This window comes from Emergencia sp. 1XD21-10 (assembly GCF_009936045.1).
GTDB classification, from domain to species: domain Bacteria; phylum Bacillota; class Clostridia; order Peptostreptococcales; family Anaerovoracaceae; genus Senimuribacter; species Senimuribacter intestinalis.
Genome location: NZ_QWEQ01000003.1, coordinates 162,792 through 182,946 on the forward strand (window position 1 = coordinate 162,792; position 20,155 = coordinate 182,946).

Annotated in this window: 20 protein-coding genes and 1 tRNA gene; all 21 read right to left on the reverse strand. The window is 45.4% G+C overall.

The window, feature by feature from the left end:
* Positions 1–3 precede the first annotated feature (3 nt).
* Complete coding sequence (locus D1151_RS02215; protein ID WP_135976779.1) at positions 4–309, reverse strand: hypothetical protein; 306 nt, start codon at positions 307–309, stop codon at positions 4–6.
* Positions 310–471: 162 nt separating this feature from the next.
* The gene (locus D1151_RS02220; protein ID WP_161907779.1) at positions 472–4,620 is read right to left on the reverse strand and encodes a SpaA isopeptide-forming pilin-related protein; all 4,149 of its coding nucleotides are present in this window, start codon (positions 4,618–4,620) and stop codon (positions 472–474) included.
* A gap of 214 nt (positions 4,621–4,834) precedes the next feature.
* Entirely contained in the window at positions 4,835–5,779 is a 945-nt protein-coding gene (locus tag D1151_RS02225; RefSeq protein ID WP_161907780.1) for a ParB/RepB/Spo0J family partition protein, read from the reverse strand.
* A complete protein-coding gene (locus D1151_RS02230; RefSeq protein WP_161907781.1) occupies positions 5,733–6,560 on the reverse strand; it encodes a ParA family protein in 828 nt (275 codons plus the stop codon). The genes D1151_RS02225 and D1151_RS02230 overlap by 47 nt, the downstream gene beginning before the upstream one ends.
* 147 nt (positions 6,561–6,707) lie before the next feature.
* Positions 6,708–7,043: a hypothetical protein gene (locus D1151_RS02235; protein WP_135325544.1), complete on the reverse strand. Its 336-nt coding sequence runs from the start codon at positions 7,041–7,043 to the stop codon at positions 6,708–6,710.
* A complete protein-coding gene (locus D1151_RS02240) occupies positions 7,036–7,230 on the reverse strand; it encodes a hypothetical protein (RefSeq protein ID WP_044947940.1) in 195 nt (64 codons plus the stop codon). Before D1151_RS02240 ends, D1151_RS02235 begins: the two co-directional genes overlap by 8 nt.
* 369 nt (positions 7,231–7,599) lie before the next feature.
* A tRNA-Arg gene (locus D1151_RS02245) sits at positions 7,600–7,673 on the reverse strand.
* 74 nt (positions 7,674–7,747) lie between these two features.
* Positions 7,748–8,149 (reverse strand): GyrI-like domain-containing protein, encoded by a 402-nt coding sequence (locus D1151_RS02250; RefSeq protein ID WP_161907782.1) that lies wholly within the window; start codon positions 8,147–8,149, stop codon positions 7,748–7,750.
* A gap of 2 nt (positions 8,150–8,151) precedes the next feature.
* On the reverse strand, positions 8,152–8,478 hold the full coding sequence (locus D1151_RS02255) for a TfoX/Sxy family protein (protein WP_160202826.1): 327 nt from the start codon (positions 8,476–8,478) through the stop codon (positions 8,152–8,154).
* Positions 8,479–8,506: 28 nt separating this feature from the next.
* On the reverse strand, positions 8,507–9,259 hold the full coding sequence (locus tag D1151_RS02260) for a GNAT family N-acetyltransferase (RefSeq protein WP_160202827.1): 753 nt from the start codon (positions 9,257–9,259) through the stop codon (positions 8,507–8,509).
* Positions 9,237–10,160: a YafY family protein gene (locus D1151_RS02265; RefSeq protein ID WP_161907783.1), complete on the reverse strand. Its 924-nt coding sequence runs from the start codon at positions 10,158–10,160 to the stop codon at positions 9,237–9,239. Before D1151_RS02265 ends, D1151_RS02260 begins: the two co-directional genes overlap by 23 nt.
* 101 nt (positions 10,161–10,261) lie before the next feature.
* Positions 10,262–11,152, reverse strand: a complete 891-nt coding sequence (locus D1151_RS17000; protein ID WP_160202829.1) for a GNAT family N-acetyltransferase — start codon at positions 11,150–11,152, stop codon at positions 10,262–10,264.
* Positions 11,153–11,296: 144 nt separating this feature from the next.
* Complete coding sequence (locus tag D1151_RS02275; protein WP_160202830.1) at positions 11,297–11,806, reverse strand: hypothetical protein; 510 nt, start codon at positions 11,804–11,806, stop codon at positions 11,297–11,299.
* Between the two features lie 65 nt (positions 11,807–11,871).
* Entirely contained in the window at positions 11,872–12,288 is a 417-nt protein-coding gene (locus D1151_RS02280; RefSeq protein ID WP_161907784.1) for a YjdF family protein, read from the reverse strand.
* A 214-nt stretch (positions 12,289–12,502) separates the two neighbouring features.
* On the reverse strand, positions 12,503–12,985 hold the full coding sequence (locus tag D1151_RS02285; RefSeq protein ID WP_160202832.1) for a gamma carbonic anhydrase family protein: 483 nt from the start codon (positions 12,983–12,985) through the stop codon (positions 12,503–12,505).
* A gap of 103 nt (positions 12,986–13,088) precedes the next feature.
* On the reverse strand, positions 13,089–14,183 hold the full coding sequence (locus D1151_RS02290; protein WP_160202833.1) for a hypothetical protein: 1,095 nt from the start codon (positions 14,181–14,183) through the stop codon (positions 13,089–13,091).
* Positions 14,184–14,301: 118 nt separating this feature from the next.
* Positions 14,302–14,496: a hypothetical protein gene (locus tag D1151_RS16780; protein ID WP_243151138.1), complete on the reverse strand. Its 195-nt coding sequence runs from the start codon at positions 14,494–14,496 to the stop codon at positions 14,302–14,304.
* Between the two features lie 14 nt (positions 14,497–14,510).
* Positions 14,511–15,017 (reverse strand): prolyl-tRNA synthetase associated domain-containing protein, encoded by a 507-nt coding sequence (locus tag D1151_RS02300; protein WP_243151139.1) that lies wholly within the window; start codon positions 15,015–15,017, stop codon positions 14,511–14,513.
* Between the two features lie 77 nt (positions 15,018–15,094).
* Positions 15,095–15,253 (reverse strand): hypothetical protein, encoded by a 159-nt coding sequence (locus D1151_RS02305; RefSeq protein ID WP_161880242.1) that lies wholly within the window; start codon positions 15,251–15,253, stop codon positions 15,095–15,097.
* Between the two features lie 326 nt (positions 15,254–15,579).
* Positions 15,580–15,717: a DUF3788 family protein gene (locus D1151_RS17215; protein ID WP_161907785.1), complete on the reverse strand. Its 138-nt coding sequence runs from the start codon at positions 15,715–15,717 to the stop codon at positions 15,580–15,582.
* Positions 15,718–15,912: 195 nt separating this feature from the next.
* Positions 15,913–20,016 (reverse strand): Ig-like domain-containing protein, encoded by a 4,104-nt coding sequence (locus D1151_RS02315; RefSeq protein ID WP_161907786.1) that lies wholly within the window; start codon positions 20,014–20,016, stop codon positions 15,913–15,915.
* Positions 20,017–20,155 lie beyond the last annotated feature (139 nt).

A 20,155-nucleotide genomic window follows, 5' to 3' on the forward strand; every position in this document is an offset into this window, starting at 1 on the left:
ACCTCACGATTCTTTTGCATATTTACGGTATGCTTTTTCGCCTGCGGCTCGAAGCCTCCGTACTCTTGTGCTGCCAAGCAGTTCGGGGTATTTCTCCTGTAGCTTGCGGCGTGTCCTGCCTACGCTTTCAAAGCTCGGCAAGCCAAGCTCTTTATGATTCGTCAGTATCTGGGCAAGGGGCATATTTCCCGCATCCGCCAGATAAAGATTGCAGAGGGCAAGATACAGCACCATATCGTCATTTCTGGCATCCTCATTCTTTTGCAGGACAGCTTTCACTTTCCCCTCTATGGTTTTTAAATTGTCCATAGTCACCTCCGTACATGGAAAAAGGACGGTCGCTATGAACCGCCCCAATCCATAAAACCATATTTTTACTTATTTCTTCCTGTTACGGATTTTCAGCCATACCGCCGCACTTACCATGAATACGGCAAGAGTGGCGGCAATGATTGTCTTTGCCCTCATCCCTTAATCCTCCTTTTTCTTTCTTCCGCTCTTGTAGCCCACAAATCCGAAGATTCCTGCACCGATTGTAAATGCCGCCGCAAGGCTTACCCATAAGCCTAAGCTGAAATCATCGCCTGTTTTCGGCGTGTCACGGAGTTCATTGTGCATGGTGACGGTCGCCGTTTCATCTGTCTTGATAGTCACTTTCTGGTCGGCAGGCAGGATATAGCCAGAGGATGCCTTGTCGCTGACTTCGGACACGGTATATTCACCGATACGCAGCCCCTCAACAGTAATCTCACCTTTCTTGTCTGTCGTAAATGTCTGGTCATAATCTTTGCCAGTCACACGGAAAGAGAAGCCCTCTACCTTGCCGTCAGAGGAAGTCTTGACGATTTTGAGTGAGCCTTTCTGTGCTTCATTTAAGAATCCTTTACCTGCTTCGTTCTCTACGTTATAGGTCTTGCCGTTTTCCTCAATGGATACGGGGTAGATATTCTCATCAATCACAAATCCTGTCGGGGCGGTTTTCTCACGGACAAGGTACTTGCCGTAACGCAGGTCGTCCATCTGGTACACGCCTTTCTCCACCTCGCCCATCTCGCCGAGCAGCTCGTCTTTCTTATCCAGTTTCCCATCTTCGTTTGTATCCGAGTAAACCTCAAATACCGCACCCGTGAGCTTGTTTTCTGGGTAGTCCTTGTCTACCTTAGTCAGAGCGATATTGCCTGTGATAAAGTAATTGACAAGCTCTATCTCCACAACTTCATCCACTTCACTGATTGTCACGCTGATTTCTTCCTCGGAGAGTACATAACCTTTCGGGCTTTCGATTTCACGGATGACCCATGTGCCATACGGAACATCCTCAAAAGAAAAACTGCCGTCATCTTCCGATGTGGCAGTCGCAATCGCATTTTCCTTTGTATATTCTGTTGTGCCTGTCTTAAAAATGCCGATAACAGCACCGCCTAAATCTTTGCCGTCCTCATTGGATTTTTTACCGCTGACCGTGCCGTAAATCAGTTCGTTTTCAATGGCTTCGCCCTCATTCGCTGTGATATGCACAACGGCGGTATCCTGCCCTGCATATTCAAATACGACAGGATACTTTTCATCGCTGATAAGGTAAGCGGAATTTGTGCTGATTTCCTGCACATAGTAGCTGCCAATCGGTAAATCGCTGACTGCCTTTCCGTGACCGTTTTCATCAAGGAAGATAACCTCAATCAGTTCATCCGCAGGGATAGAAGAACCGTCTGCGGCGGTCAGTTCCTCGGCGGCATACAGCCCGAACGTAACGTCTTTAATCTCCCCGTTGTTGCCTACGCCGTATGCTTCGTCAACCTCAAGGCTCTTGATTACATTGATTTCCACACGCTGACGCTCATTGTAAAAATCCGTGCCTGCTTCCGTCACTTCGATTTCCTGCCCTGCATACACAAGCTCCACGGCGTGGACTTCCCCACTTAACACCATGCCATACGGGGCGGTCACTTCTTTGACTTCATATCTTCCCAGATACAGTTCTTTGGATTCTGCCGTGCCGTCCTCGCCCGTAGTGAGCGTATCTACAACCTCGCCTTTCTCGGCTCTGACCGTCCCATCCATTGTGATAATGTCCTCGGCTGCTGTAATCTCATAAACCGCACCCTCAAGGCTGTCTACTGCAAAAATCGGCTGATACAGCCCCTTATTTCCTGATACCCTGCTGAATACCTCCCCAGACTTTTCTACCATGATTTTTCCTTTTTGTGCCACGTTGGAGCGTTCCACTTTGACAATCGTGATGCCGCTTTCATCCTCGGAATTTTCCTGTTCTACATCAAAATAAACTGGCTCGGAATCCAGAACGTAGCCATACGGAGCCTGCACCTCAACCAGAGAATATCCCTTGCCGTATTCCAGAGTCTGCGGCGTGATAAGCTCACCGCCTGCCGTGGTGTAGAATGTGTCAATCTTTGTTACTTCGGGATAAGTGAACGTCATTGTTACAAGCTCCCCATTCGGGTCGTAAATCTGGAAGCCTGCACCTGCATACGGGATAACCTTGCCTGTTTCTATATCCTTTTTCACAATCTTGATATAGCTCTCAAAATTGGCATTGTTGATAAGGTAGCGGTAAGTCTGGCTGTCCTTGCAGATAAACACGTCAAAGTCTTTCATCAGCTCACGCCCATTCCATCCAGAAGTCTGGTGAACCGTATAGATGCCGTATGGCATATCCTTTGTCTGTGCAAATCCGTTCTCATCGCAGATAAGCGTGTCACGTTCCGTTTCCTCCGCCGCATCAAAGCTGCCTGCGGATTTCAAATATACTTCAAAAACAGCACCCTCCTCTGGCGTTTCAATCTGGGTTTCGCCGTTGTCGGTGTGCTTGATGATGGCGATATTCCCTTTGATGACCTGCTCGTTTACGTCATTCTTTGCAGAATTATATTCCACGGTGTAAAGCTCTGGCTCTGCCCCCACATGGTGTACGGTCGTGTCCAAAAGATAACCCTCGGACGGGGTAATCTCACGGATGCTCCAGTCATCGCCGCATACATAATATTTTGTTGTAAACTGCCCGTTTTCATCGGTGGTGTAAGTGTCAACCAGTTCCTCGCCTTTATAGATGCCGTAAACCGCACCTGCAAGGGAAGCGTCGCCCTGCGGCTTCTTTCCTGTTTCCACGTCGGTCTTTAATACCGTAACATTGAACTTCTTTAAAATGTTGTGGAAGCTGCGGTTTGTGACCTTTTTCCACTCAATCGGGGCGGTCTGGGATGCAGGGACGACATAGCGGACTGCCGTGTCCACTTCCTCAAGGGTATAAGGCGTGCTGCCGCTGATAAGGACGTTCTCAAACTTTGCCAGTCCGTTCTTATCGGTTATGGCATATTCATCAACGGCTAAGCCGCTCAATGATGTTCCGTAAAGGTGGAACTTCACGCCCTCCACCAGATTATCCTCGGATGTTTTCACTACTTCAAGGCTTCCACGCTTCAAGGTATTGCTGAAAGTGACCGTAGAGGTTTTCCCTCCGATAATCGTCACGGTCTGGGTTTTCTGCGGCTCATAGCGGTCAATGGACTGCTCCGTAACGGTATAAGTGCCAGGGAACAATCCCTCCACTGTTATATTTCCGTTCTTGTCGGTTTTCACGGTCTTATTGAAGCCGTCACCCTTGATGGTAAAAGAAATCCCCTCAACAACACCGTCCTCGGAAGTCTTTTTGAGTGCAACCGTGCCTGTCGGTGTTTCCACGTTGATATATGCCATCATGGTGTCCACGTTTTCCACACCCGTAATGACGTCCTGCAGGTTTGGGTCGCCGTAGGCAATCATCATCGCACCGCTGCTGACCGTCGGCGTGTTGTTTCTTGCTGCGGTAATCCTTGCCTTGCCATCAATCGCCTTTGATGATGTGATAGTCAGCTTGTTTCCAGACTTAGACACTTTTACATTGCTGTCAGAGCTGGTAAAGGAATACTCGGATAAAACGCCGTTGCTGTCGGTCAGCGTAAGGCTGTATTTGCTGTCCTTATAGGCAAGCTCCTTTGTGATGTCTTTCTTCCCTGCCGACATAAAGCTCGGAATCGTGCTGTGCCTTGTAAGCAGGGACACAATCTGGTCGTAAGCCGCCCTCGCCCCACTGTTCGCATAATTAGAGCCAAAGTGCAGGCTGTAAACGGTCGTGCTTGTCTGGCTGTACGGGCTTGTGGCGTTGCGGCATCCCGTAACAAACTCCCATACAAGGGTCTGGGTGGCAAGCCATTTCTCATCATCGCTCCCAGATAAATTCCCGCTGTTGCCCTGATACCCATAGAGCAGGGCAAGCCCCACCGCTTTTCTCTGCTCTGCGGAGAGGGCGTTCCAAGCGTTGGAAGATGCCTTTGCAAGCGTGTTCCCTGTTTTTAAAGGCACGCCCGGCTGAAGGCAGAACGCCGTTTCCCCGTCCACATACATACGGTATTTGTATTCGCCTGCCCCTCCTGCGGTATGACCTCCAATGTTGGCACTGGAATTATATCTCATGGCGTTCCCTGCACCGTCGTAGGTGTGGGTAAAGCTGATTGTTCCGATGTCGCCCGCTGCAAACGCTGTCGTGGCAGGGACGGCGGACAATGCCGTGACCGCAGCCAGAGCAAACGCCGCAGCCCTTTTAAATAATTTACGAATCTTCATTCATTACCTCCTGTTCATTCTCGTGTTGATAGTTGACTTCTGGCAGAAAAAAAGCCGCCCATGTGGACAGCCTTTAATAGTTCTTTTCTCGGATAGTTACTGGCAGTATCTAGGGGGAGAGGTGTGGAGAGGGGGAAGTTAAAAAATTTTTTCTGTTTCCCAAAGGGCAGACTTTCCCCTCGGTGTCCACTTCAAAATCCCCATCTTTCCTGCCTTACCTCTCGTGAGCCTTGTTCCGCTGCAAGTGGCGGTTATAAAACTCCAACGCCTTTACGACAAAATCCGTTTCCTGCCCTCTGGGGATGGATTTTGGTATGAGCTTGGTTATCCGCTCGTCCTTAAAGGCAGGCTTCTCTTTCTGGTTCGGCTTATCCTCCTGCATAATGCTCTGGATAACCTCGTCCGTGAGCTTTCCCTCCTGCATAAACTTTTTCATTTTGATAGCCTGTGCAAGTGAAGGCGTGGCATCATTGTAGCCCATTGCTTCAAGCAGGGTGTATTGCTGTTCCTCGGAAAGATAAGAAATCTCTACCGCAGGACGAAAAGCAATCTGGCGTTCATCTACCATTTGCAGAATTTCGGGTACAAGTTCAGTTAAGCGGATAAAGCGACGTACTTGGTCTTGGCTTTCGCCAACAAGCTCACTTAATTTCTCACGAGAAGTTTTGTTTTCTGACTTCTGTGCCACTGGCACAGAAGTTAAATCACTTCTCTGTCCTTGCCTGTTCATAGCTTCTAACCGCATCTTATATGCAAAGGCTTTCTCACTCGGCAGAATAACAGAGCGTTGGAGATTACTTTCAACCATGACAATAATTGCTTCATCATGTGTCAGCTCCTTAACCTCACATTTCAGAGTTTCAAGCCCTGCAAGCTCACAAGCCTTTTTCCGCCTGTGACCGCTGATAAGCTCGTACCGTCCGTCCTCTTTTTGCCGAACTGTCGCAGGGGTCATTACGCCGCTCCGACTGACACTTTCAACAAGCTGCTCCATATCCTCATTCATCAAAACCTTAAATGGGTGGTCTGGGAACTCATCAATTTCGGAAATGGCTATCTCCCTTATCTTGCTTAGATTCGCTTCTGCTCGGCTCTCGTCTGTTTCAAAGAGGTCATCGTATGCAGTCAGCTCGATTCCTGTTCTTTTGCTTCTCGCCAATCTTTGCTACCTCCTTTCCAAACTGCTCATAAGCTGCGGCTACCTTGCCGCCTTTGTCGTAGGCAAAAATGCTCTTGCCCTCTGCGGTGGCTTCTACCGCACGGATGGAATGAGGTATCTGGGCATCGAAAACTTTAATCCTCTGCCCGTAGGCACTCTTTACCGTTGCAGTAATCTCTTTAGAGATGTTCGTGCGTGGCATTACCATCGTCATCAATATACCGTCAATCCGCAGATGGGGATTGATTTGCCGCTTGACTTTAGACACGGAGCGAAGCAACAGCTCTAAGCCCTTTGCAGAAAGATAATGGGGCTGTGTCGGGATAACCACGCTGTCAGCCGCCGCAAGTGCATTGATTGTGAGCATACCTAAACTCGGCATACAGTCAATAAGGACAGTATCATAATTCTTTTTTACCTCATGGATGCAGGTTTTCAGTACACTTTCACGGCTTATGGCGTTAATCAGCCTTACTTCCAAGCCCGACAGTTCAATGTTAGACGGGAGCAGGTCAACGCCCTCGTCATGGTGCAGGATGCTTTTGGAAACATCGACGGATTTATCATCAATAATATCCTGCATAATGGTTGAGAGTGTATTGGGTAAATCATCTGGTCGGCTGTAACCGAGCGACATGGTTAAATTTGCCTGTGCATCGGCATCAATGAGCAGGACTTTCTTACCCTGTTGTGCCAGAGTTACTCCAAGATTGACCGCTGTGGTGGTCTTGCCGACACCGCCTTTCTGGTTGGTTAAAGCAATCACTTTGCAATTTGACATAGGTGCGTCCTCCTTTCGCATAAATTTAGCCACTTTGTCAAGGTGGCTATGTAAAGGATTCATGGCAATAAAAAAAGCCGACTGGCTGTTTTGTTATAAACTACACCAATCGGCTATGTAAAAATATATTCAGTTTTATTATCTGCCTTACCTGTTCTTTCGTGATAAAGCTTCCCTTATTCTCTCTGTATCCCATTTCTCTGGGAACAATACCGCCATAATATGAAACGCATCTATCAGTCCTGCAATATACGCATGAGTACCGTATTCAAAATCCTGCTTATCCCTGCAATCTATAAGATGTTGACAAACTTCCCTTTGTTTCTCTGTCAAATCAAGCTGATTAAAGGCATCCTCTGCACTTCCCTCATTGTTACTATCCTTTTGATAACTTGCATCCGCTTGTAACAGTTTCAATACAGATTCATCTTTTAGTTTCTCGACCGCTATTTTCACCAGTTCTTTAAATTCCTTATCACACATCACTTCTTCCTGCCATTTCTACCCTTAACTTTTTTACAGGTGCATGGATAACCTTGATAATAAGCTCATCAACGCAATCCGTATATCTTCCTTGCTGTATGAGCTGATTTTTTAATCCCACAAGGCTATGCAACAGGAGTTTTCGTTCTTCACTATCCACATATAAATGATTTTTCTTTTCTCTCATTCATATCACCGTCCTTTTTTCTTTCATTATATAAACGGACGGCAATATATTCAAACATACGGGATTATGTAACACCAGAAAAAAGCTCTTTGAACGAGTAACTTTTGCCTTTTCAATTAGCAGACTTTTTAGCACGATTTTTTCTCCGATTAGCAGGAGAGCCATTTTGATTAGCAAAAACATCAAATTTCTTGCTAATCATTAGCAAGCTAATCGGTGACGATAATTAACAGTTCAATTTCTCTTTAGTCAAATCTGATTAGCAAAAATCGCTCCTGCTAATCGCACATTGCTACGAGTTCAAATTTATTTGGAAAATGAGAAACGCCGAAAACCTTGAAAAATCAATGTTTTCGGCGATGTTTTCAGCGTCGCTAAGAGGATTTGAACCTCCGACCTACCGCTTAGGAGGCGGTCGCTCTATCCAGCTGAGCTATAGCGACAGTTACAAAATCTATATTTAGTTTTACTTGTTACCTTTTCCCTTGTCCTCTTAGGCGAGTGTTTTAACACTTTCTTAGGAGAAATCCCGTTTCTTCTTTGCTGTTGCTTCCGAGATCGCCCAGTCGAATTCTTCTCTGGTCACAAAATCCGGCAGCCGAATGGCTGAAATCCACTGAAAATCTTCTTTCCTGCTGAAATCGACGCCCTGCACGCCTTCCTGCCACCAAAATCCTTCCAGCGGAGGCACTACATAGTCAAAATAGCCCTCAATGCGATGGCTGCCCAATTTGCTCATCTTAATCGTAAAAGCAATGGCATATAGTAATCCGATAGCTTCTTTGTACGCGCCTCCCTCTTCATTGGGGTCTCCCTCTCCCCTAACTGCAATATAACGCATCTTGGGCACTTCCACCAAAGACGGCTTCTTCCCCGGTTGATAAAACTCTTTGTATTCCTTTTTATAATCAAACGCCATTGTTACTTCACCTTCTTTTTCTTCGGTTTCGGCATAGGCAGATCCGCCCACGTTGTTTTCACAAAGCTGACTAGAAATTCCCGATTGTCGATATCTTCAAAAAGAAAATAATCCTTCGCACTTTCATAAGGCGGCGCAAGGGTCAGCTGGGGTGCGAGCCTGCGCCCTGCCTCAGTTACCTTGATGAACAGCTGGTCATCGCAAATGACCGCAAAAATTTTACCGTCCAGATACATGCCGTACTCGCCGAACATTTTCCGGTATGTGATTTCTCCCGCTTCCGAAAGCTGTCCTGCCACATATTCTACGAATTCTAAATGAGATGCCATCCTTTTACTCCTTTCTTACCCGATTTCGTCAAAGCAAAGTTTCACAGAGACGTTCAAACTTTTTTTCTGAAAGAATTTCATGGGTGATATAAGTTCCATTATAAAACAGTCCGTAATTGGTCCATGCCATGGGCGCATTCTGCGCCTGCTCACAGGTTTCGATTTTTCTCTTCTCAAAAGCGATACCCTTTGCCTCTGCCAGGTTTTCAATCACCGGCACATATTTTGCGGTGAAAGGACAGCCGCTGGTGTAATACAGCGTAAAGCCCTCCTCTTTCAGCGCCGGTTGCTTCGCATTGGGACGAAATACGGGTTTTGCCGCGTCCGCCGAAAACGGCAGATACAGCAGCGTAAAATACGGTTCCGCCGTATCAGCAAGCAGAAAGCCTTTATGCTGCAGATACTTTGGATCAGACAGAAAACCTTTCTTTTTTTCAGATGAAATGATTGAAAGACCCGATTTACCCTGTGCTTTTGCGTCTGCAATACAGGTGCGCAGAAGTTCGCTGGAATAGCCGTGCCCCTTGCTTGCACCCGACACCCAAAAGCAGTTAATGTGCATGTAATTTTCAGCCTCAATAGGCAGCCACGCCTTTTCCGCAGGGATATACTCGATAAAGCACTTTCCCCTGGTATCAGCCCGCAGAAACACTAAACCATCTGCAAACCGTTCTTTCAGCCAGCCTTTCTTGCTGGTCACCTGCGGGTCTCTATTCGATGATATGGCACAGCAAATGTGCTCTTTTTCCAGATTTTCTTCAGTCAGTTTGATGTACTCCATTGTATTTTTCCTCCATTTTTTGGATTATCTGGCGCAATTCTTCTCGTAGTTCTTCCGGCTGCAAAAGTTCCGCCTGCGCTCCGAAAGTAAGCAACCATGTCAGCAGACTTTCCTTGTCGGTATAGTCCGCACAAAAAAGCAGCCTTCCATCTTCCTGCTCTCGAAAAGAGTCCACTCCAAACTCCTCAATCAATCGCCATTTTGCCCCGGCTTCAAAGAGTGCTTTTACCTTGATTTCTCCCGGAAAAATTTTCTCGTTAGAAAGTTCCGGAAAAGGTACATCACGCCCAGCAAAGCATTCCCCCACCTTTTCCACGTAGGTCATCCGATTGAGCTTAAACAGACGAAAATCCTGTCTCTTTTCGCACCACGCCCACAGATACCAGCTGGACCAGTGAAATACCAGGTAATACGGCTCCACCGTTCGCATTTCTTCTCCTTTCGGCGAATAATACCGAAATGTCAGCTTCCTTTTCTCCGAAATCGCCTCCTGCATCAACTGAATCTTCGGCGCCAGAGTCTCTTTGTACCAAGAAGACAAATCAATCAGCATAAAATCGCTGCCGCAGGTAAAGCTCGACGCGCCAGGCTTTAACTTTTCCATCAGCTGCTCATAATAACTGCTTCCGCTAACACTGTCAAGGCTCCGCAGACCTGCTAAAATCATCTGCATATCCTTTGTCGTAAGCAGTGTTCTGTCAATTTTGTAGCCATCCATAATAGAAATGCCTCCGCCGCTTCCCTGACTGGTCGCAATAGGAATCCCCGCCTTGCAGAGGACTTCGATATCTCTGTTGATGGTTCTTCTGGACACTTCAAAGCGTTCTGCAAGTTCTGGCGCTGTAACCTGTTCACATCGCAAAAGCACAGATAAAATGCCGATTAGCCGGTCGATTTTCATAAATAAAATCTCCTCTTTTGTATAGTATCCTCATAATAGCAAAGCAAACACGACAGCAGTGTGTCATGTTTGCTTTGATTTTGTCGCAATTATTTTTAAGGCTACACTAGTTTTCTCCGGAACTCATACTTCGGATACCAGCCTGAAGCGTCCCGCGACTCCAACGTAAATCCAAACCTATCGCCAAAATCCATATCCTCATTTTCCAGATACAACTCCTCATATCCACGTTCTTTTAAAAACGTGAAGAAGCCTTCCGCAAAAGCGGTAATTTCCAAAAGCTCTTTTCCCTCATCGGTCAGCCAGATGCCGCAAAGCTCCGTTGCTCTTCCATCATAGTGGGCAATACGAGCGTATCCAACCGTCTTCTCCCGCAGCTTTCCTTCAAAGGACGCAATCACATCGGTTTTCTCCGTTTCTTCAAAGGCAATCTGCCCGGTTTCTGCTTTTGCTTCGTAATCCTTTCTGAGAATGGAGTAATATCGGCAGTCTGAAAGCCCTGTATTATCCCTCGCTACTTCGCGCAAAGTCCCCTCGTACTGCATACCGCATTTTTTCATCACCATACCGGAATGGGGATTGAATACATCGTGTCTAGCTTCAATCCGATTATAATTAGTTTTCTGAAACAGAAAATCGATGACAGCCTGCAGTGCCTCCGACGCAATACCCTGATGCCAATATTTTTTTCCAATACAGTATCCAATGGCAATCATACGAGTGTCCGAATCCGCTGCAGCCATGCCAATACTGCCGATTGGTTCGCCAACCTCATCTAGCACAATAGCCCAGTTATAAAAATTTTCATCAGCATACTGCTGTTCCCAATCCTTCAGCACTGTCCTGGTTACTTCTATATTATCATGGGCAGGCCATGTTAAGAACCTGGTTACTTCGCAGTCAGACGCCCAATTGCGGTACATCGCCTTCGCATCGTCTATGTAAAATTTTCTAAGTGTCAACCTCTCCGTCTTAATCGTCTCTGTTCCCATTTGCTTCTCCTCTCAGTTTAAAATTATTTCTTCCGTTGAAAAGTTGTGTTCATTATATACTATTTTTTTCTTCTTCTCAAGGCTTACGAGAATCTGCAGCACAGCAAATATATCTAGGAGTTCCTGAGAAATGATAAGATTTCTTTATAATATCTGTTCCAGCTCAGCAGAAAAAAAGTCTTTGGGTTTTCCTCGCTGTACAAAACCTGCGGTTTTGCAAAGTTCTTCATTGACCCATCTACTGTGGACTTCTTGAAACTGTCGCTCTTCTGACATCGGCTCTGCCATCCAGCTAAGCCGCTCCACTGCGCGATTCAATGCAGCAACCGGTCTGCGCCCATGAGTCTTTGTAATCCATACCTCGCCTGCTGCTTGCAGATAGCAATACACCTGTTCCCAGCTGTATCCCTCTGCCAGTAATCCTTCGGTTATGGTTTTTTGCACCATTTCCTCCAGGTTTGTCCAATCTGCTGCGCACAAGTTCGCTGTGACACAGGTAAATCGATTAGACGCATTTACAACTAAAAGGACATCTCTGCCCTGGTAAGTGACATTGTGCAAATCCCAGCAGAAAAAAAGGTCAGTCATTCCACCGTAGGCTGGCTGTTTTCGTTTCAAAAAACGCTGCAGCGGGATAGTAATTCCAAGTTCCATCGCAATCCTCCACTTTATTTTTCGTTTATAGTTTATCATACTTAAGATAAAAAACATAGAGGCAGCTATCTGCCCCTATGCTTTTCTTTCTTTTTTTGCTGTTTCAACGCAAACTGGCGCTTCTTCTCGACCATTTTCCTCTTTCGGCTTTCTGCCTTGCGCTCCGTTTTCATCTGTTCCTGCTGCAGTTTCAACGCCTGCTGAGATTTGGTTCCAATACCTTGGTTTTGCACCTGCCTGTGAATCTGGCGCTGGGCGCGCTTCGGATTGATACTGGCCTTCTGAAAGGCCGCCTCCACAGCCGGACTGAATCGCAACTGATTGTAGTTCTTTAAAACAAAATCATATACATCGTAGCTTTTCGGCTCTGCACCGAAAACCACCCTGCACACTGATAGTTTTCCCTTTTCTACACGCTCAAAGACGCCTACCCAAAAAGGTTCTTCAAAAAATACGGTCAGCTTTCCCGATACCTTGTCCATGACAATTCCTCCTTAAAATAATTGTAATGCACAAAGAACGGACGACCCTAAGGAGGGAGGGTTACTTACACCAAATCGGTGCGACCGGACTACCTACCGGTTCTGCAGGAATCTTGCAATAAAATTTCTGCGTTTGTGTTTTTATCTTTGCATATATATATTACCATAAAAATGCCCGTTTGTACTCATATCATCTAAAATGAAAATAGTTATTTTAATCCAGTAGCTTCCGCCCCGTTTCCACATACTCAGCAGCACTCTCTTTTAGCATCGCCAGCTGATCCTGATTCAGCGGTCTTATAGGTTTTGCCGGTCTGCCAAGAGCAAGAAATCCATCCGGAATTACTGTGTTTTCTGTGACCAGGCTGCCCGCGCCAATCAGACAGTGCTTTCCAATCTTCGCACCATTCATAACGATGGAGCCCATGCCAATCATCGTTTCATCGTCAATCTGACAGCCGTGAAGAATACAGCCGTGACCTACTGTTACGTTATTTCCAATCAGAACCTGATGTCCAGGGTCAGTGTGCAGCACACAGTGCTCCTGAATGTTGGTCCGTTCTCCAACACTGATACGCCCATTATCTCCCCGTAAAACAGCATAATACAGCACCGTTGCCTCATTGCCTACATGCACATCTCCAATCAAAATACTTTCTTTCGCAATATGGGCAGATTTGCTGATAACCGGTTTCATGTTCTTTCCTCCTGTAGTGTGTTTTATTGTAACGTATTTGCACCTATAGTACAAGGGGATCTGTTCCCATCAGAAAAGGTATAGCGAAAGTTCCAGCAATGTTTTATAAATCTAATATTGCAAGCAGCTGCTTCTGCCCGTTTTCCACAAATTGTTTTATATAATCCAGATCCACGCCTGCGCCGGGAAGCTCGGCATCTGTTTCCGCAAGAACACTCAAAAGCATTTCCTCTGTAACAAGTGGAATTTCGCTGGAGGCGATTAATTTACAAAGCACATCTTTTGCTTCCGGCTGTTCTTGTATAAACTCGCGAAAAAATCGAATCAATCCATCTGCACCGCGGCTGATATCACGGCTGTAACCTCTGGAAACCAGTGCAATATTATTATCATAGTTCGGCGCCATTTTTAAAATCCTGCCACTCGTCCTATCTCGCAGCAGTCCAAAATTTTTCGTATGTCGATCCATGTTAAAGCAAAGGGTATCCATCCAGAGAATTTTCAAATAATCAGACCCCAAAGCAGGATTTAGCGCGCATAACTTTTTATAGCTCCGGGCATAATCGTCCTCTTCGCCCATCACACCATCTGCCGTTTCAAAATTCATTTTGGCACCGCCTGTAAAATCTTTGGTTCTGATATAACCTTCTTCCATCTCATACCATGCCATAGAAAACCCCATCTCAAGACCCAGTCTGCAAATGAACAACTCCGAAAAATACTCCCAAGGTGTTCCCGCCTTATACATCCACCAGGCGCCATCCTTTCGACGCCAGCATTTTTCATAACTCCCAATGTTGGTCAACTCCGGTGTTCTGGAAGGTCTCTGTGAAAAGCTGTCAGGGTCACCATAAAGGGCAAGACCATCAAAATCATTTTCTTTAAAGCAAACATCTGCGTAATGCACCAGATGATCCGCAGGGCAAATCCAGTAAGTATCTGTAATGGTTGCACCATTGACGGACAAGGCAGTTTCCGCATCATCAGCGGTATGCAGACGAAGCACTTTTTTCAGCAGACGGGAATTTACCCGATGCGTATCAATGGCACGACCTGCCAGCCATCCCGCTATGTCCTCTGTTCTCTTTAAATACAGCGGCAGCAAAGCGCTGTCAAACTTAAGGATTTTCCCATTCTCAATCTCAGCGATTTTTCTGTCTTCTGACATCAAATAACCCGTCAAAGATTCCACTTTCAAGCACTTCCCCTCCTTTCCATGCATATGGCATTATTATACTTCACAAAAGTTCAGTGCGCAATACAGAAAATCAGCATCTGCTTTATAGTACAGAATCAAAAATCCCCTGCACGCTGCTTTATGCATCCAATTTCATATACAAAATCGGATACGGATGCCCCTGCTCATCGATTTCCGTCCGCCGAGCAAGCCGAAATCCCATGTGGGTATAGAAGCCAACCGCCTGCGGCACGATAAACAGCATTTCCAGTTTCCGGTTTTCCACACCCTTGAATCCAACAGGATTCGCCTGCGCATCCTGTGCAATGACCAATAGGTTTCTCCTTTTTAAAACTCTACGACATATATCTGATTTCCATGTTCTTCTATAATGCGAATCAAGTCCTCCACCTTGAGGTATACAGTTGCCGTATTGTCATTTGGATGCACCCCAATCATTTGGGAACCGCCAAAAAAATCTTTATCAATACAAAACTGCACCTTTCGCTCACTATCGTTAAGCAAGCCAAAGGGCGTTACAGCGCCCGCAGTTACTCCCAGCATATCCATCAAATCATGCTCCGGCGCAAAGCTCAAGGCACGGGTATGATTCTTTTCTCTAAACGCTTTCAGGTTTACTTTTTTATCACCCTTCACGGTGAGCAAATAGTAATTTCTTTTCTTGTCGTCTCGAATAAACAAATTCTTCCCATCGGCTTCCGGATAAGGCAATTGTAGTTTGGAATCCTCTTCCATATTATACACCGCCTTGTGCTCTATAATCTCATGCCGGATATTCTTCGTTTTTAAATAGGCATAGATGTCTTGTTTCTGCATAACATTTCTATTTTTCATACAGCAAAACTCCCGTATTCCTTATCTCATAATAAATTTTAGATTGAGGCTCAATAAAGGACTTTCCATGAAAAAAGTCAATCTGAAAATGCATCACTTTGTTCTTTAAGAAAATTGCTTTTTTCATTATATTCTGCAGCTCGTCCAAGCGAAGTTAATGATTCTCTTTTTAATTCTTCAATTTCATCATCAATTAGGTGTTTACATAATACTGATTTCTCTTCTTGATTACACACAAACACTTCACCTCTTAAATTGACGTTTATACCCTTTACACGCAGCCTCAACTTCATTCATGAGTTCAATCAGTCCCCTTTCAAAACAAAATCCCCCAGAATGATAAATAAAAATGCAATCTAATGCAAAGGGCGAATAGCTATTCGAATTAAGACTCTCCGTTTTCTTATATTATGCGCTATAGATAAATACATCAAATTTGCTTTTTCAAAATTAGTATAACTTGTTTTTTTATTTTTGTCACGGTTTAACAAAAAGTATCTGCTACATTTATAAAAATCTTCTTGCCATTCATATCTTTTATGACGCAACTCCTTTTTATATTTTAAAAACAGGAAAAACCTCTGTCTAACTTCATTTCGTATTTTTCGTCAATCGCCGTACATAACTTTTGCCAGGTTTCAAACAAGGATTGTTCGAGCAATTCAGTCATCGTCGATTCAGATGGTATATTTTCAAGCATTGTATCCCCTCTGTAATGTCGATATCGTCCCGCCTGTCACAAGAAATCACTTGAATTCCGGCTTTGTCCAAAGCATCTTTCCCCCTGCTAGTATTTTCATAACGATCGTGTTTCGTATACGCATGATAGATTTTTCAAAATTGACATCTTAAAAGGGCAGGTATCACGATACCTGCCCAAATCATAAAAAATGGATTATCTATATTTCTTTTTCACTGCATATGCTGTACCGCCCAGCCCAATTGCCGCCGCTACCAGCACCGCAAGCCATGCCAGCATATTCGCTGCATCGCCTGTTCTTGGAATCCACCACGGCAGTTCATCCGATTCTTGATTTTCATTGAGGATGTCCTCAACTTCTTCCGGTGTTTTGATATTCTTGTCTGGTTTGCCATCTCCATCGGTATCGATGTTAATATCTGGAATTCCATCTCCATCAATATCTACGTTGAGATCCGGAATCCCGTCTCCGTCCGTATCAATGTTAATGTCTGGAATTCCATCTCCATCGGTATCAATGTTAATGTCCGGTTTGCCATCTCCATTGGTGTCGATGTTAATGTCTGGCTTTCCGTCGCCATTGGTATCAATGTTGATGTCCGGCTTTCCATCTCCATTGGTGTCAATGTCGATATCTGGTTTGCCGTCCCCATTGGTATCAATATTGATATCCGGCTTTCCGTCCCCGTTGGTGTCGATATCTACATCCGGTTTGCCATCTCCATCGGTATCTTTATTGATGTCTGGTTTCCCGTCACCATTGGTGTCGATGTTGACGTCTGGCTTCCCATCTCCATCCGTATCGATGTCTACATCCGGTTTGCCATCTCCATCCGTATCGATGTCTACATCCGGTTTGCCATCTCCATCCGTATCTTTATTGATGTCTGGTTTCCCGTCACCATTGGTATCTACGTTGACGTCTGGCTTCCCATCTCCATCCGTATCGATGTCTACATCCGGTTTGCCATCTCCGTCCGTGTCGATGTCTACATCCGGTTTGCCATCTCCATCCGTATCTTTATTGATGTCTGGTTTCCCGTCTCCGTCGGTATCTACGTTGACATCCGGTTTCTTATCTCCATCGGTATCGATGTTAATATCTGGTTTATCATCTCCGTCGGTATCGATGTTAATATCTGGCAATCCGTCATCATCGGTATCAATGTTGAGATCTGGAATCCCATCGTCGTTGGTATCCTTATTCAAATCCGGATCGATCAAACTCGGTTTCCGTACATTATAGGTCAAATTGATGATCGTCTCATTACCCAGTGCATCGGTTACCGTCTGGGTTACAATATATTTTCCTGCATTTGATAAATCGATTTCTGTAACCGGGTTTCCTGCTTTATCAACGATGGAAATAGCAGAACGCGTCACACCTTTCAGCAAACGTCCATCCAGACCAACGAATACATATCTTTCGTCGAATAATGTTTCCAATTCGTCCAGGGTAACCGTTTTACCTTTTTCCGTCTTCCGAGAGATACTATCGTTTACCGTACCACGCAGTCGTAAAATATCAGTACCGTCCTCAATTCGCTCAATCTCGTCCGGATTCAGCTTCTTTCCATCTGGCTCACTATCTGGGTCATCCGGATCCACCACTCCATTTGGAATCACCGGAATCGGTGGATTGATAAATGGGAAGTTATCCGGCTCATCTGTACTGGAGCCGCCGCCTTCTACAGGTACATTTTTCGAAGACGGTTCATAGTTGTATCCACCTGTGTATTTGGCTTCTACAATAAACTTTCCGGATTCCAATTTCGGAATGGCAGGATACTTTCCGCTGACATCGTTAAAGTCAACTGTCAGCGTAGCATCAGTATACTCATACGTATCGTCACCAACATTTTCTGTTTTCACATACTTGGCATCATTGGCTTTGATCGGCGCGCCTACTTTTACACCATTGACATAGAACTGGAGAATTCCATCCGGCGCCTTGTAAGCAGCACCTTTTTTCGGTTTTGCCGTTTTTACCTGTGCATGAAAGGTCATTTCTGTTACGATTTTCTGACCAGTATCGTCATCTATCTCTGTCTGAATATCATAGGTCGGATCCACAATGACTGATGGAATCGGTCGAATCGTCGCCCAGCCGGTTGTACGATGTCCCCAGTAAGACTCTTTAAAGCCGACCTCATTGGCATATTGCTTGGAAATCAGTTTGAATTTATAGATACCTGCATTTTCCGGCATTACATAGGTATTCCCTGTAGATGCTTCTTCCTCCATCGGCGTTCCATTCACCTTGTCGTAGCGCTGGGCAAAAACTGTGATATAGTTGTTTCCCTTACCATCGCTATTTTTATTTAATTCCTTCTTATTACCAGCTTTATCTTCTGCGATAATCGCATTTCCTTCTTTTTCAAAATCATATTTTTCAAGTGGATATCCATCGTAATCCTTGCTCAGCGGACCCGGGAATTTATCTTCTGGTAAAATGAAGTCAACATATCTCTTCAGGACAGAACCACCGCCCTTATCTGCTTCTTCAATATACATAGGCTCCAAATGCCGTTCTTCCCCCTTTTCGTCAAGATAGGAACATTCTACAGAAATGGTTTTGCCGGCTGATGCCTCTGGTACCCATAAATAGAGTTTTCCTTTATCAAAGCTGTATGGTGCACCATACGTATACTTGCTGCCAGCAATAGAAACCTCCCACGTTTCAGGGAGAATGACATTATCCTTAAAGCCTTCTGCCGATAAATCAATCGTTGTCATAAATACTTTACCACCATTGGCATCTAATGCATAGGTTGCATTATTACCCATACGGAATCCCTGACCAACGCTTGCATCCACAGATCCGCCGGTGATATATACAGTTCCTCCAGTGCCATCAAAAGCATACATACTCGCAACTGGTCTAGCTAACAACGTACCGCCAGTGACCCTGATGGTACATCCCTGGGCAGTCGTAACGCAGGCTGCTCCAAAAGCACCGCCATGTTCTCCCCCATGAGACTCAATATACCCACCATTGATTGTAATATCGCCACATTTCAGATAATATTTCGACTTGTTGGCGCCTGTAACTGCACCATGCTGACGGCTGCCTTCATTGTAAGCCGTGTTACCGTAGCCCGCGCCAACACCTGCTGCATGATAAGCGCCCTGCGCCCAAATCCGTCCTCCATTGATTTCAATGTAGGAAGAACCTCCCATACAGCCTGCACCAATACCTGCTCCTCCGTTTGCAACGCCGCCGTCGGTAGAAACCGCCGTGGCATTAATGGTTCCACCATTGAAATACATCTTTCCCGCAATCTCAGAATATCCCGCACCAATCGCAGAAGAATATAATCCGCCAGTAGCATCCAGTGTACCCGAACCATCAACTGTCAGTGTAGAATTCACACCAACATGCAGCGCTGCCGCATATACGGCTTTGGCGACTGACAACGTATTTGTTTTGCCTTCGGCCAAAGTCAGATTACAGCTGCTGCCGTCGAGTAGATTGATTGGAGAATCGCGATATGCAGTCTCTGAAATACTTACACCGTCCAGTGTAATATTTGCGGTCGTATTTTCCTTAATCCAGATATTATGTGTGGCCGATGTCCCTGCAATGGTCACCGGTGTATCGGTTTCAATCTGAATGTAGGCACCATAGGCGGGATCTGTACCAACAGTTACACCATTTCCCTCACTAATACCTTTTCCTGTAATGGTTAAACCACCGGCAGTTACTTGACCTTCCTGCGTTTCTTCTGCTGCCATCATGATGCTGCCGCCCAGATTTATGGTCGCAGCCAGCGCTTCAGTATCTTCCGCTAATATATACCCTTCTGGTAAAGAAGCCTGCAAAGTGTGTGTGCCTTTTGTCACGCCATCACCTAACGAGCTAAAGTCCCAGGTAATTTTTAATTCCTTTTTTGTACCATCCGCCAGCACTGCCTGAATGGACTGCGGAAAACACCCCTCCAGTACTTCTGCTGTAATCGGGGTTTCTGCATCTGCCGCAGTGTCCAGATACCATTTTTCTGTCTTCTTATCGTACGTCAGCAATCCGTCATCGTCTACCCACGTCCAAGAAGCTACCACAATTCTGTCTAGATCCTTCATGCTGCCATCCATCAGCGCATCATTTAGAGAATTCTCGCCAATTAAACCGTCATCATAAGCCGGCTTATCTGCATCGTTCTGCTCTGTTCTGCTGTCTGTTACAGTATGCTCCTCCGCGTTAACTCTGAAAATATCATGAAATCCAGTCGCGTAGGCAAGCACTACCATCAAACATAACAAAACACTGACAACCTTCTTTACTAATGTTTTGCCTTTCATCTGCTCTTCCTTCCTCATACGAAAATATGACAAAAGCAGTAAACCCATGTTCTTTATAAAAAGATACGCCCGAGGTGCGCTTTGCACCGATATCTTTACCTTGCAAGAAAATAGATTTCCTTCATTCGTCTCTTTTCAA